The sequence below is a fragment of the Polynucleobacter sp. AM-25C3 genome, assembly GCF_018882335.1.
Classification (GTDB): domain Bacteria; phylum Pseudomonadota; class Gammaproteobacteria; order Burkholderiales; family Burkholderiaceae; genus Polynucleobacter.
Genome location: NZ_JACVOS010000016.1, coordinates 24,355 through 38,057 on the forward strand (window position 1 = coordinate 24,355; position 13,703 = coordinate 38,057).

The window sequence follows — 13,703 nt, forward strand, 5'->3', positions numbered from 1 at the left end:
CAGCGCATCATCGTGGTGCGTTCTGACAAGGCGTTTTTTGAAGACCACATAAGACGCTATGGATTTAATCCGCAATTTTTCTATCATCGCCCATATCGATCACGGCAAATCAACGCTTGCTGATCGCATTATTCAGTTATGCGGCGGTCTCACTGATCGTGAAATGGAAGCCCAAGTTCTTGATTCTATGGACATCGAGCGTGAGCGCGGCATCACCATTAAAGCGCAAACTGCCGCCCTGTCTTATAAAGCCAAAGATGGCAAGGTTTATAAAATCAATCTGATTGATACGCCGGGTCACGTTGACTTCTCGTATGAGGTGAGTCGCTCTCTATCTGCATGCGAAGGTGCATTGCTAGTGGTGGATGCCAGCCAAGGCGTTGAAGCACAAACTGTTGCCAACTGTTACATGGCTCTTGAGTTAGGTGTTGAAGTAGTGCCGGTACTCAATAAGATTGATTTGCCACAAGCTGATCCTGAGCGTGCTAAACAAGAAATTGAAGATGTGATTGGCATTGATGCATCCGATGCTGTGACATGCTCAGCCAAAACAGGTATGGGTGTTGCAGAAGTCATCGAGGAAATGATTGCGCGCGTGCCTCCACCAAAAGGTAGTGCAACAGATCCATTACAAGCCTTGATTATTGATTCTTGGTTTGATAACTATGTCGGCGTGGTGATGTTGGTGCGTGTTGTTAACGGCACCTTAAAGCCAAAAGAAAAAATTACCCTCATGGCAAATGGTTCAAGCCATTTAGTTGAGCATGTCGGCGTGTTTAGCCCGAAGTCAGTAGATCGTCCAGAGCTATCTGCTGGTCAAGTAGGCTTTGTGATTGCGGGCATTAAAGAATTAAAAGCCGCCAAGGTGGGTGACACGGTCACCCATACACCAGGGCAGCAAGGCCGAGTACCCGCTACCGAACCGCTGCCTGGTTTTAAAGAGGTCAAGCCTCAAGTTTTTGCGGGTCTTTATCCAGTAGAGGCTAGTGAGTACGATCAATTGCGCGAATCTTTGGAGAAGCTGCAATTAAATGATGCTTCACTCTTGTATGAGCCAGAGGTATCACAGGCTTTAGGATTTGGATTCCGTTGTGGCTTCCTTGGTTTGCTCCACATGGAGATTGTGCAAGAGCGTTTAGAGCGTCAGTACGGCATGAATCTCATCACTACTGCCCCAACGGTGGTGTACCAAGTAGAGCAATCAGATGGAACCATCTTATCGGTAGACAACCCTTCAAAGATGCCAGAGGCTAGCAAGATCAATACGATTCTTGAGCCGATTGTGACGGTCAATCTGTATATGCCGCAAGAGTATGTCGGTGCAATTATTACCTTATGCGTTGGCAAACGGGGCATTCAGATGGATATGAATTACCTTGGACGTCAAGTCAAACTCACTTATGAGTTACCGATGGCCGAGATTGTGTTGGACTTCTTTGACAAGATGAAATCCATCTCGCGCGGTTATGCATCGATGGATTACGAGTTCAAAGAATATCGCCCAGCTGATGTGGTCAAGGTTGATATTCTGATTAACGGCGAGCGGGTGGATGCGCTCTCAGTGATCGTGCATAGAAGCAATAGTCAGCATCGCGGGCGCGAAGTGGTCGCGAAGATGCGCGGCATTATTCCGCGTCAAATGTTTGATGTAGCTATTCAGGCGGCGATTGGTAGCAATATTGTTGCCCGTGAAAACGTCAAAGCATTGCGTAAAAACGTATTGGCTAAGTGTTACGGTGGCGACATCTCTCGTAAGCGTAAATTATTAGAGAAGCAAAAAGAAGGTAAGAAGCGCATGAAGCAGGTGGGTAATGTGGAAATTCCACAAGAAGCCTTCTTGGCGATTTTGCAGGTGGACGACTAATGAACTTTGCACTTATTCTATTTATCCTGGTGGTGGTTTCTGGCATTGCTTGGATTGCTGACAGATACTATTTCGCTCCACAAAGACGTATTGCTGGTATCGACCGCATGCCATTGTGGTTGGAATATACGGCAGGATTCTTTCCAGTGATTTGTGCGGTGTTTGTGCTTCGCTCTTTTCTTGTGGAGCCATTTAAGATTCCTTCTGGATCGATGATCCCCACATTGCAAATTGGCGATTTTATTTTGGTGAATAAGTTCACCTATGGTATTCGCTTGCCAGTGATTAATCAGAAGGTTGTAGAGCTGGGTTCTCCCAGGCGTGGCGACGTAGTGGTGTTCCGTTACCCTCGTGACGAATCTGTTGACTACATCAAGCGCATTGTGGCTTTGCCTGGCGACACTATCACTTATCAAGATAAACGTTTAACAGTAAATGGCCAGCCATTGCAATACAGTGGTGGCGAACCTTACCTAGACCCTGAAAATATGCGTTACGCCAAACGTTTTGCAGAATCCTTTCCTGTAGATCTTGGTGGTAACAAGCACGAGATTTTGAATGATCCAGATCGTCCTGCCGGCATGTTCCCTGCAGAGCGTTTTCCCGGATTTGAAAACTGCCAATATCAAAATGCTGGACTCACTTGCAAGGTACCCGCAGGACATTACTTTGCCATGGGCGATAACCGCGATAACAGTGCTGATTCTCGTTATTGGGGATTTGTGCCGGATAAAAACATTGTTGGTAAAGCGTTCTTTGTTTGGTTGAATCTTGGAAATCTTGGCCGTATTGGCGGCTTCGAATAAAGTTATGAACGCCCGCGCCACTATCGAAGCTGCACCGCTACAAGCGCAACTTGGTTACACGTTTAAAAAGTTAGAGTTGCTTAATCAAGCACTCACGCATCGCAGTCACAGCAAGAAGAATAATGAGCGCTTAGAGTTTTTGGGTGACTCCATTCTCAATTGCGTAGTTGCTGAAATGCTCTATGAGCGCTATTCCGATTTGGATGAGGGCGACCTTTCTCGTGTGCGAGCAAACTTAGTCAAGCAGCAAGCTTTATATGAGATTGCCCAAACATTATCTTTGTCGGACTACCTTCACTTGGGTGAAGGCGAGCTAAAGAGTGGGGGATTTCGTCGCCCATCTATTCTGGCTGACACACTCGAAGCGGTAACTGGAGCAATCTTTTTGGATGGTGGTTTTGATGCAGCTAAGACATGTCTGCGCAAACTCTATTCGATCATCTTGGCGCATGTCGATCCTAAAACTTTGGGTAAAGATGACAAGACCTTATTGCAAGAGTGTTTACAAAGCTATCAACTGCCTTTGCCTACCTATAACGTCACAGGCACTAGCGGCGCTGCTCATAACCAGCAGTTTGAGGTTGAATGTTTAATACCCAACCTCAAGGTGTCTGTTAAAGGTGAGGGTGCTTCACGCCGTGCGGCTGAACAAGCGGCGGCGAAGTTAGCTTTAATCGCCGCTCAAAAAGCCTTGCCACAAGAATTAGGTAAGCCTAAAAAGACTCGGTCAGCCAAAAAGAAAGCAGCAAAAAAAGTGGCGACTGAAGAGCAGTTAAATCTTAAGCTGAAGGGCTAATCGTGTTTAGATGCGGCACTATCGCCATTGTTGGCCGTCCCAATATGGGCAAATCGACTCTCTTGAATGCTTTGGTTGGCCAGAAGATCAGCATCACCTCTCGGAAGGCGCAAACCACGCGCCATCGAATTTTAGGTATTCAGAATCGTGAAGAGGCGCAGTTCATCTTCATTGATACGCCAGGCTTTCAAACGCGTTTGATGAATACCCTCAACAAGGCCTTAAACCGCACAGTAACCACTGCCTTGCAAGATGTGAATGTAGCTTGCTTTGTGGTTGAGGCTGGTTACTTTGGTGAGGATGACAAGAAGGTACTTCGCCTACTTCCAAACGACTTGCCAGTAGTTTTGGTGTTAAATAAATTGGATTTATTCAATAGTCGCTTTCAGACTCCGTCTGAGCGTGATCAAGCTTTGCTTAATTTCATGAAAGAAATGAGTCAGCCTTGGAGTGATCTAGGTGGCCATGAAGATCAAAATAAATGTGAATTTACTGAGATCGTCCCAATGAGTGCCAAAAGCCCTGGGGATATTGAAAGATTACTAGATGTGCTTGAGAGTTATTTGCCCGAAGCTGAGGCTGTTTACGATGGCGACACCATCACTGATCGCAGCGAGCGTTTTCTGGCTGCTGAAATCTTGCGTGAAAAGGTCTTCCGCTTTACTGGTGAGGAGTTGCCTTACACCAGCACCGTGGTGATTGATCAGTTCAAGATGGACGGCAAGATGCGTCGTATCGCAGCGACGATTTTGGTGGATCGTGATAGTCATAAGGCCATGATTATTGGCGCCAAAGGCGAGCGACTCAAGAAGATCTCTACCGATGCCCGTATTGATATGGAAAAGCTCTTTGACGGCAAAGTCTTTTTGGAAACTTGGGTCAAGGTGAAGCGCGGTTGGGCTGATGATCGTGCTGAGTTGCGGGCGCAAGGTTTAGAGTAAATCGCCATGGCCTCGATTCGTGTTGCTGACGAACCTGCTTTTGTATTGCACAGCATTCCCTATAAGGAAACCAGCTTAATTTTGGATGTGTTTACTCGGCAACATGGTCGGATGGCTTTGATTGCTAAGGGGGCTAAGCGCCCACACTCCGTATTGCGTCCCGTCTTGCAGCGCTTTCAGCCTCTCTTGGTTTCTTGGAGTGGTAAATCGGAGTTACGTACTCTGACTAAATCAGAGTGGGTCGGTGGTACTCCATCCCTAGTCGGAGATGCCTTGCTTTGCGGCTTCTACCTCAACGAGTTGCTGGTGAAGTTTCTGGCTCGTGAAGATGATTATGAAAAGCTCTACGATCACTACACTGACACGATCTCCGCTTTATCTAATCTCGAATTTGAGTCCAAAGGTTTAGAAGAAATTCTTCGCCCATTTGAGCTAACTCTACTTCAAGAGACAGGTTACGCCGCAGCCCTAGATCGCTGCGTAGAAACCAATAGCGCCCCCATTTCGGAAGAGCGCTATGTCTATCAGCCAGAGCGTGGCGTTAGACCTGCACAGGGAGATGATCCAGGCCAATGGCCTGTGTTGAGTGGTCGATCCCTCCTGGCAATCGCGGTAGGAGATTTTTCTGATCCAGAGACGCTTTCCGAGAGCAAGCAATTAATGCGCTTTTTGCTTGGCTTGCACCTTCAGGATCAAGTGCTCACCACACGTCAGATTTTGATTGACCTCAAGAAAATCTAGTAATCTACTGCAATGACTAAGTTAGAACTCGGCATCAACATTGATCATGTGGCTACTTTGCGCAATGCCCGTGGGACTATTTATCCTGATCCGCTAAAGGCTGCACGTTTGGCTGAAGAGGCTGGCGCAGATTTAATCACTTTGCATTTGCGTGAAGATCGTCGCCATATTAAAGATGCTGACCTGCTAGCCCTTCGTCCATTAATTCAGACGCGCATGAATCTGGAGTGCGCTGTAACTCCAGAGATGATTAAGATCGCTTGTAGAGTTCAGCCGCATGATGTGTGCCTCGTTCCTGAAAAACGCGAAGAGGTCACTACTGAAGGCGGCTTAGATGTAGTGGGTCATTTTGAAGCGGTAAAGGCCGCTACTACCCAGTTAAAGAATGCTGGTATTCGGGTATCTTTATTTATCGACCCAGAAGAAAAGCAAATTCAGGCAGCTAAAGATGTGGGTGCCACAGTAGTCGAGTTACATACTGGGCGCTACGCTGATCTTGCTGGAGATCAACAAGCGCTAGAGCTTGAACGCATCAGAAAAGCGGCTCAGTACGGCAAGAGCATTGGATTGCGAGTCAATGCAGGGCATGGCTTGCATGAAGGCAATGTAGAGCCTATTGCTGCGATTACAGAGCTCTCTGAGCTCAATATCGGGCACGCCATCGTTGCCGAAGCGCTTTTTAAAGGTTGGCAAACAGCCATTACGGATATGAAGGCTCTGATGGTTCAGGGCAGAACCCATTCTTAAAAGACTAAAGAGCACATGATCATCGGTATTGGCACAGATATTTTGCAGATTGAGCGACTACAGGCCGCGTACGATCGCACCAATGGTCGATTAGCTGAAAAAATCCTTGGGCCTGATGAGATGCTGGTCTTTAAGCAGCGTTTAGCCAGAAATCACAAGCGGGGCATTGCCTTCTTGGCAACTCGCTTTGCCGCAAAAGAAGCTTTCTCCAAAGCAATTGGTTTGGGAATGAGAATGCCGATGACGTGGCGTTCTTTGCAAACTCTCAATGAGCTTAGCGGTAAACCCGTTACTTCCTATTTGGGTGCACTCGCACAATTTATGCAGGAAAAAAACTGGGAAGCTCAAGTCACCGTCAGTGATGAGCAGGATATGGCTATCGCCCATGTCATCGTAGTTCAAAAATAAAACAACTATCAAAAGTATATAAAACTAAAAAATTACGAGGAATACATGAGCAAGTCGACTATGAAGCCAGGCCCAGTTACTTTAGACGTTGTTGGCCTTGAGTTAAACGCAGAAGATCGTCGTCGCATCTTGCATCCGCTTACTGGTGGTGTGATTTTGTTTGGCAGAAACTTTGCCAACCGTAAGCAGCTCACCAAATTAACTGCGGCTATTAAAAAACTCCGCCCCGATGTATTGATCTCGATTGACCATGAGGGCGGTCGTGTGCAACGCTGCAGAACAGATGGCTTTACTCATTTACCTGCTATGCGTAAGCTCGGGGAACTCTGGGGATCCAAAAATAAATCAAAGCATGCCGCTGAATCTGCAGCTATTGCCATGGCCGCAGCTACTGCTTGTGGATATGTCTTGGCTGCTGAGTTGCGTGCTTGCGGTGTGGATTTTAGTTTTACCCCTGTTCTGGATTTGGATTTTGGTCGTAGTGGTGTGATTGGTGATCGCGCCTTTAGTCGTGACCCACAGATTACTTTTGCCTTAGCGAAGAGCCTGAATGAGGGCCTACGTCTTGCAGGTATGGCGAACTGTGGCAAGCACTTTCCGGGTCATGGTTGGGCTGAGGCAGATTCTCATGTAGCCATCCCAGTGGATGAGCGTCCTTTAAAGCAAATTTTGAATGACGATGCTAAACCTTATGAATGGTTAGATCTGAGTTTGACTGCGGTGATGCCAGCCCATGTGATTTATCCCAAGGTAGATAAAAATCCCGCGGGCTTTTCTAAGATCTGGTTGCATTCCATCTTGCGTCAAGAGTTGGGCTTTGAGGGTGTGATTTTTAGTGACGACCTATCAATGGAAGGGGCTAGCGTTGCTGGCTCTGTAGTAAAGGGTGCTGATATGGCACTTGAGGCGGGATGTGATGCAGTATTGATTTGCAATCGCCCAGATCTGGCAGATCAATTGCTCAGCCAACTGAAAGTCTCCAAAGTAAAACAAGCGGAATCCGCTATTCGATTAAATCGTTTGATGCCGACTGCCACAGCTCCTGCCTGGGATGAGTTGCAGGGTGAGGTGCAATACCAGCATGCAAAAGGATTGCTCCAGCAGTTAAAGTTAATTTCCTAAGTTGGATATAGGAGGTTCTAGGTAAGAAAAAAGCCCGGCATGCCGGGCTTTTACTTGTCGAGCGAGCTAAATTAGTTAGCGCGGCTACGATATTCACCAGTACGGGTATCAATTTCAATCTTGTCGCCAGTGTTGCAGAACAAAGGAACTTGCAACTCATAGCCAGTAGCCAATTTTGCAGTCTTCAATACTTTGCCTGAGCTGGTGTCGCCTTTAACCGCTGGCTCTGTGTAAATAATTTCACGAACCAAAGAGTTAGGCATTGCAACAGACAGTGCCTTACCTTCGTAGAACACCACTTCACATGGCATGCTTTCTTCGAGGTAATGTAATGCATCGCCCATGAATTCCGCTTCGACTTCATATTGGTTGTATTCAGTATCCATAAATACATACATTGGATCTGCAAAATAAGAGTACGTGCAATCTTTCTTGTCCAAGATCACCACATCAAACTTGTCATCTGCTTTGAACACGCCTTCGTTGGGCGCACCAGATAACAAGTTCTTAAATTTCATTTTCACAACAGAGGAGTTACGGCCTGAGCGACTATATTCTGCTTTTAAAATGACCATGGCATCAGTGCCGATCATTACTACGTTACCAACGCGGAGTTCTTGTGCTGTTTTCATCTTGCCATTCCTGGGTGCAGAGCTGATTTTCTGCGGTTTTTATCAAAAACAAGATTGTAACCGCCCGCAGGCTTATTTTGCTGAAGATCAGGCTACAAAGCCCATTAGACGGGCAGCTAAGCCGCCATCAGCTTGTTTTTTCAGTAAATCAGCACGCCAAGCCTTGGAATGAGCGCTCCAAGCATCTATCGACTGAATCCATTGACTGGGCATTGCCCAGGTCATGGCAGCGATGATGGCGTGTTTCAGTTCTTGTGATGCATCTTCAAGATAGAGGTCTAAAAATGCTGCTAGTTTGACCTCGTGCGCGCGATCCTTCTGAGGGTAGATGTGCCAAATAAAGGGTTTACCTGCTAATTGCCCTCGGACGAAAGAGTCTTCGCCACGAATAATATTGAAGTCGCATTGCGACAGAATCCAATCATATTCATCTTGAGAAACAAACGGAATGGAGATGAGTTGAATAGATGTGGGCAGAGTAATTGCTTGAGTGGGGTGGCCGGAGCTGAGTCGGAGTTGCTCAAGTTGGCCATGCGTCAGAACAATATCGAAGTTCTCGCTAAGTCTTCCTAGATCCTCCAGCCACTTTAGGAGTGGGGCGCCTGGATAGCAAAAGACGCTGATGCGTTTTGTATTGGGTCGCAACAGTTCCCAGCTTGTTTTTAAGCTTGCTGGAATATTAGCGGGGCTGACGAAGGGCTCTGTAGGCACCGGGTCAATTAAGAGGCCGCCTGCATTTGCCTGAAAGCCTGGGAAGAAAAAGTATTTCGGAATGCCATGGGCTTGCGGAGAGGGTTTCCCATGAAACTCTGCTATCCAAGGCTCAGCGCTCAAGTACTCCAAATTAATAATGACGGGTTTTTTGGAGGCAATGAGCAGGCCTGCAAGGTAGCGCTCAGGGAGATCACATCCAAAGGCTTCAATCACAACGTCTGGTGTTTCTACTGGATGACGGCTATTGTGATGGCTTGCCTCCCAGGGCTGGATATCGATACGGCGCTTGATTTCTGGATCAACCCCAGAAGCGAGTAAATTAATGGTTGGCAGGTCATCGCAAAAAATGCGCACCTCTTGGCCGTGAAGACTTGTTAAGCTTCGCGCTAGACGCCAGCAAACACCAGCATCACCATAGTTATCTACGATTTGACAGAAAATATCCCAACGCATGAGCAATTCGCTTTTTGAAACCCTTCAGCAGGATGTTAAACGGCTACCCGGATTGCCGGGGGTGTATCGCTTCTTTGATGAGGCGGGACATATCTTGTATGTCGGTAAAGCACGCAACCTCAAAAAGCGGGTGTCTAGTTACTTTCAGCGGACTCAGCTTTCACCACGGATAGAGCTGATGGTGGGAAAAATTGCCCGCTACGAAACAACAGTAACACGCTCAGAAACTGAAGCCTTAATTCTAGAGAACAATCTCATTAAGGAGCTGGCCCCTCCATTCAATATTCTCTTCCGTGATGATAAGTCCTATCCCTATGTGATGTTGACCGGCCACCAGTTTCCAAGGCTAGCCTCTTATCGCGGAAAAATTGATAAACGCAATCATTACTTTGGACCATTCCCAAATTCATGGGCGGTGCGCAATAGTGTGCAGATTTTGCAGAAAGTATTTCGCCTGAGAACTTGCGAAGACTCTGTATTTAAAAACCGCAGTCGCCCTTGTTTGTTGCATCAAATTCATCGATGTAGTGCGCCTTGCGTTGGTCGTCTGAGCGTCGAGCAGTATGGGCAAGACGTAGCTCAGGCAACCCGCTTTTTAGAGGGCGATCATAGTCGCGTGCTATCTGAACTCGAAAAGAAAATGCACGCTTACAGCGATGCCATGGAATTTGAGATGGCAGCCGTCCTCAGGGATCGTATTGCTGATCTCTCTAGCGTCTTACAACAACAATCTATGGATACTGTTGCTGATGGTGAAGGTGATGTGGATGTGATTGCGGTCGCTCAAATGGAGGGCGTGGTCTGCGTCAATCTAGCAATGATTCGGGGTGGTCGTCATTTGGGGGATCGTGCCTATTTCCCTAAAGGCTTGCGCTCCACTTCTGGAGAATTACCACCGCCTACAGAAATTCTGGAGGCATTTATTGCGCAGCATTACCTAGAAGAGAAAGTCAGCGATGGTGAAGCAACTACCAATTTGATTCCACCGGTTCTCATTCTCAATCACCCCTTACGAAAGCTGGGTGATGATGTTGCAGCCACAGAAGAATCAAGTGAGGAAATCCTACCAGAGGGCTTGCACGAATTGCTAAACGCGCAAGCTGGCAAACGCGTCACCTTTCTGCATCAGCCTCAAGGTCAGAGACGACATTGGTTGGTCATGGCTGAAGGTAATGCCAAGATTGCGATCGCAAAACGTTTGGTAGAGACCGGCGGCCAGCTAGCGAGAGCTAGGGCATTAGCTGATGTCTTGGCATTGGAGCTGGAAAGTCTTGAGCAGCTGCGCATCGAATGTTTTGATATTAGCCATACCTCTGGTGAGGCAACTCAAGCTTCTTGTGTGGTGTATTCAAAAAATGCCATGCAGCCTAGCGAGTATCGCCGCTTCAATATTAACGACATTACCCCTGGAGATGATTGCGCGGCAATGCGTCAGGTTCTACAAAGACGTTACGCTAACTTCCAAGAGTTGCCTGTTGAAAAGATGCCTCAACTGATTTTGATTGACGGTGGTAAAGGTCAAGTGGAAATGGCAAGGCAAGTGCTTTCTGAATTCGGCATGGACATCAGCCTCATCGTTGGTGTTGCGAAAGGGGAGGGGCGCAAAGTAGGTTTAGAGACCTTGATCTTTGCAGACGGTCGTAAGTCGCTTGAGCTAGGTATTGATAGCGCAGCATTGCTACTGGTGGCGCAGATTCGTGATGAGGCGCATCGCTTTGCTATCACTGGTATGCGGGCTAAACGGGCAAAAGCCAGAACGGTTTCTCAATTGGAAGAAATTGAGGGAATTGGAGCAAAGCGCCGTCAAAAATTACTCGCCCGATTTGGTGGTTTGCGTGGCGTTGCTAATGCCACTATTGAAGAAATCTCGAGTGTGGAAGGGATTTCTACCGCATTAGCCGAGCAAATCTATCGGCAGCTCCATTGATTTCCAAGTCGACACACATTAGTTTATGCTTAAGTCATGCCTTTTAATCTGCCCATTGCTCTGACCTGGTTGCGTGTAGCCGCCATCCCACTGGTGGTCGTAGTGTTTTACCTGCCAAATGACTGGCTTACGCCCTTTGAGAAAAATCTCGTAGCAACCGTTATTTTTGTCTTGGCCGCGGTCACTGATTGGTTGGATGGTTTTTTAGCGCGCCGCATGAAGCAGGAGTCTGCATTTGGGCAGTTTTTAGACCCAGTTGCCGATAAATTGATCGTCGCAGCTGCATTATTAGTCTTGCTTAATATGGATCGCGTTCAAGTTTGGGTTGCCTTAATCATTATTGGCCGTGAAATTACCATCTCCGCATTGAGAGAGTGGATGGCCCTCTTGGGTGCCGGTAAAAGTGTTGCTGTTCACATGGTTGGTAAGCTAAAAACAACCGCTCAACTCATAGCGATCCCATTTTTATTGTTAAACGACACCTTATTTGGATGGTTAAATTGTGCTCAAGTGGGTACATGGCTTATTTGGATTGCATCCTTTTTAACGCTTTGGTCCATGTTTTATTATATGAAAAAGGCTTTACCTCAGCTGGTTGATAGGGCTAAATAAAGTCCACAAAACCAAGGCCAATAAGGGTTTGGTGTAAATGTGAACCCTGTCAGTTTTTAGTCTTCCCCAGAAATAATGCGTCCACTCAAATTGTTTGTTAAACTACTGCCCTGTTATGCGGGAATAGCTCAGCTGGTAGAGCGATACCTTGCCAAGGTATAGGTCGGGAGTTCGAACCTCCTTTCCCGCTCCAAGTTCGATGGGAAGCCCTTAAAAGCTTCCCATTTTTGATTTTGGTTTCTGGCGCGTTGGCCGAGTGGTTAGGCAGGAGCCTGCAAAGCTTCGTACGGGGGTTCGATTCCCTCACGCGCCTCCATAGAATCTTATGGAGGTAGAGTAATGGTGCGCATACCCTTTGCCTTGCCCGCCAAGCTTATTTCAATGTATTGAAATCCATTAGGTAATTTAAAGCAAAAAATAAATTATCCCCGTTACACGGGCTCTTGCTTTGTAAAGTCTTATTCATCTCGAGTGGGTTTAGTGACTTTGCAGCAAATACTTGGTCAGGATGAGTTTGCTGGAACAATTCATAAATAAAGCCAGAGGCAGCATATCCAGCGCAGTTACTAACTGCAGTTAAATATAGATCTCGTTCAGTGCTGATGAGTTTATTCGTCCCACTACCATCTTGAATCCAAAAATGAATATTGGATTGGGTCTGTATATTTTCAAGCATTGCCGCATAACGCTCTGGCGACATATTGCCCGCAAAGAAACTTGAAATATAGACCGGTAGAGGGAGTACCTTATTCAAATCGTTGACTTGACGTACAAGGTACTTTGTCAGCTCTTCTCGTGCTGGTATCGCCCTCCATTGACGATCATCAACTTCGAGGGGAAGATACCACCCTGAAACTGTACCCGCTGGCAGTGTTTTGGCCCATAAAGTGGCAAGCCCCACATTCGCTTGATTCATTTTCCTAAAGTAGCTACCTACAATCGTTGGCGGTTGCTTTAAGCGTGTAAATATTTCTGGATCTCCGCTAAGCCCGACGATCAATTTAAGATCAGCCTGAGATGCATCAATGATTCGATCTTTTAACCATGCCTGATTTTTCGGGGAAGCAAAAACATCCCCAAAACTTGTCCATTGAATCACTAGTGTGTTGAAACCTTTATTCTTGGCCGCAGAGAAAATCTTAGGCCATTGCTCTAAAGGAATAGCGAGGTCAGATTGTTGGGGTTGATAGAAAATACCCCTAATCCCTTCAGCCTGGACTGTGATGGTGAGCAAGCAAAGCAGAGTAGCAAATAGGATGCGCATTACCAACGTCCTCCAAGACTTAGAAAGATAGCGCTTTTGTCATTTAGGTACGTTTTGAAAGCGTACTGAAATTCCAACCCTATCATAATTTTACTGGGGTAAGCGTTGTATGTACTTTGCCCTTGCCAAATATTCCATCGAGCCCCAATCCCAAGACGTTCATCGACCCCATTTGCTTGATTTAGGCTGCTCCATTGTAGGTGAGCGTAGGGTTCGATCGTTTGACCTTCTTCAATTTTCTGGTGATAGCTGATTCGATAATCGGTTACCAAGGAAGTGACGGATGACGTTACATAATGGGCTGCATCTAAATATAAATTTTGTGCTATCCAGCCCGTGCCATTGGGATGCCAGTCATCACTATAAATTCCTGAATTCAATAATGAAGCGCTAGCTCGAAGCATCAATGAGGTTTGAGTGTATTGACCTCGATCTAAAGGCGTTTGTTCCTCGATTGCTAGATTGAGGACATAGTCAGATAACGGCTTCCACCGTAAGCCGCCAGCAATCATAGGGGCATACAGAGGGATGGGCGAATTATTTGAGCCCCGGTAATACCCCCGCCCCTTAACCTGAGTTAAAAGTAGAATTTCTAAGTTGTTTGATTTAAAGGAAATTCTATGAAAACCTCCCGCTTTACCGATAGCCAAATCATGGCCATCCTCAAACAAGCCGA

Annotated in this window: 14 protein-coding genes and 2 tRNA genes; 12 read left to right on the forward strand and 4 right to left on the reverse strand. The window is 46.7% G+C overall.

Annotated features, from left to right (window positions below; all coding sequences use genetic code 11):
* The first annotated feature begins 58 nt into the window (after positions 1 to 58).
* The 8 genes from lepA to nagZ are packed head-to-tail and all read left to right on the forward strand — an operon-like array spanning position 59 to position 7,425.
* Positions 59 to 1,864: a translation elongation factor 4 gene (gene lepA, locus ICN12_RS09970; protein WP_216272355.1), complete on the forward strand. Its 1,806-nt coding sequence runs from the start codon at positions 59 to 61 to the stop codon at positions 1,862 to 1,864.
* Complete coding sequence (gene lepB, locus ICN12_RS09975; RefSeq protein WP_216272356.1) at positions 1,864 to 2,670, forward strand: signal peptidase I; 807 nt, start codon at positions 1,864 to 1,866, stop codon at positions 2,668 to 2,670. The genes lepA and lepB overlap by 1 nt, the downstream gene beginning before the upstream one ends.
* Positions 2,671 to 2,674: 4 nt before the next feature.
* A complete protein-coding gene (rnc, locus tag ICN12_RS09980) occupies positions 2,675 to 3,466 on the forward strand; it encodes a ribonuclease III (RefSeq protein WP_216272357.1) in 792 nt (263 codons plus the stop codon).
* Positions 3,467 to 3,510: 44 nt separating this feature from the next.
* Entirely contained in the window at positions 3,511 to 4,407 is an 897-nt protein-coding gene (gene era, locus ICN12_RS09985) for a GTPase Era (protein ID WP_216862184.1), read from the forward strand.
* 6 nt (positions 4,408 to 4,413) lie between these two features.
* On the forward strand, positions 4,414 to 5,148 hold the full coding sequence (recO, locus tag ICN12_RS09990) for a DNA repair protein RecO (RefSeq protein WP_216272359.1): 735 nt from the start codon (positions 4,414 to 4,416) through the stop codon (positions 5,146 to 5,148).
* A gap of 12 nt (positions 5,149 to 5,160) precedes the next feature.
* On the forward strand, positions 5,161 to 5,895 hold the full coding sequence (gene pdxJ, locus ICN12_RS09995; RefSeq protein ID WP_216272360.1) for a pyridoxine 5'-phosphate synthase: 735 nt from the start codon (positions 5,161 to 5,163) through the stop codon (positions 5,893 to 5,895).
* 15 nt (positions 5,896 to 5,910) lie between these two features.
* Positions 5,911 to 6,303 (forward strand): holo-ACP synthase, encoded by a 393-nt coding sequence (acpS, locus tag ICN12_RS10000; protein WP_216272361.1) that lies wholly within the window; start codon positions 5,911 to 5,913, stop codon positions 6,301 to 6,303.
* Positions 6,304 to 6,348: 45 nt separating this feature from the next.
* Positions 6,349 to 7,425 carry a beta-N-acetylhexosaminidase gene (nagZ, locus tag ICN12_RS10005; protein ID WP_216272362.1) on the forward strand — a complete coding sequence of 359 codons (1,077 nt, stop codon included), beginning with the start codon at positions 6,349 to 6,351 and terminating at the stop codon, positions 7,423 to 7,425.
* A gap of 71 nt (positions 7,426 to 7,496) precedes the next feature.
* Here nagZ and efp read toward each other — a convergent pair whose 3' ends face one another.
* Both efp and earP read right to left on the reverse strand, forming a co-directional pair.
* Positions 7,497 to 8,057 carry an elongation factor P gene (gene efp, locus ICN12_RS10010; protein ID WP_216272363.1) on the reverse strand — a complete coding sequence of 187 codons (561 nt, stop codon included), beginning with the start codon at positions 8,055 to 8,057 and terminating at the stop codon, positions 7,497 to 7,499.
* Between the two features lie 87 nt (positions 8,058 to 8,144).
* The gene (gene earP, locus ICN12_RS10015; RefSeq protein WP_216272364.1) at positions 8,145 to 9,224 is read right to left on the reverse strand and encodes an elongation factor P maturation arginine rhamnosyltransferase EarP; all 1,080 of its coding nucleotides are present in this window, start codon (positions 9,222 to 9,224) and stop codon (positions 8,145 to 8,147) included.
* On the opposite strand from earP, the gene uvrC reads away from it, so the two are divergent.
* From uvrC to ICN12_RS10035, 4 genes are all read left to right on the forward strand, one after another.
* Positions 9,223 to 11,151 (forward strand): excinuclease ABC subunit UvrC, encoded by a 1,929-nt coding sequence (gene uvrC, locus ICN12_RS10020; RefSeq protein WP_216272365.1) that lies wholly within the window; start codon positions 9,223 to 9,225, stop codon positions 11,149 to 11,151. The genes earP and uvrC overlap by 2 nt on opposite strands.
* A 36-nt stretch (positions 11,152 to 11,187) precedes the next feature.
* Positions 11,188 to 11,763 (forward strand): CDP-diacylglycerol--glycerol-3-phosphate 3-phosphatidyltransferase, encoded by a 576-nt coding sequence (gene pgsA, locus ICN12_RS10025; protein WP_216272366.1) that lies wholly within the window; start codon positions 11,188 to 11,190, stop codon positions 11,761 to 11,763.
* Between the two features lie 117 nt (positions 11,764 to 11,880).
* Positions 11,881 to 11,956 (forward strand) — tRNA-Gly (locus tag ICN12_RS10030).
* Between the two features lie 49 nt (positions 11,957 to 12,005).
* Positions 12,006 to 12,079 (forward strand) — tRNA-Cys (locus ICN12_RS10035).
* 57 nt (positions 12,080 to 12,136) lie between these two features.
* On the opposite strand, the gene ICN12_RS10040 is transcribed toward ICN12_RS10035, so the two are convergent.
* Entirely contained in the window at positions 12,137 to 13,027 is an 891-nt protein-coding gene (locus ICN12_RS10040) for a DUF4434 domain-containing protein (protein WP_216272367.1), read from the reverse strand.
* On the reverse strand, positions 13,027 to 13,703 hold a 677-nt coding region (locus ICN12_RS10045; protein WP_518519187.1), incomplete at its 5' end, for an NfrA family protein. The genes ICN12_RS10045 and ICN12_RS10040, both read right to left, overlap by 1 nt.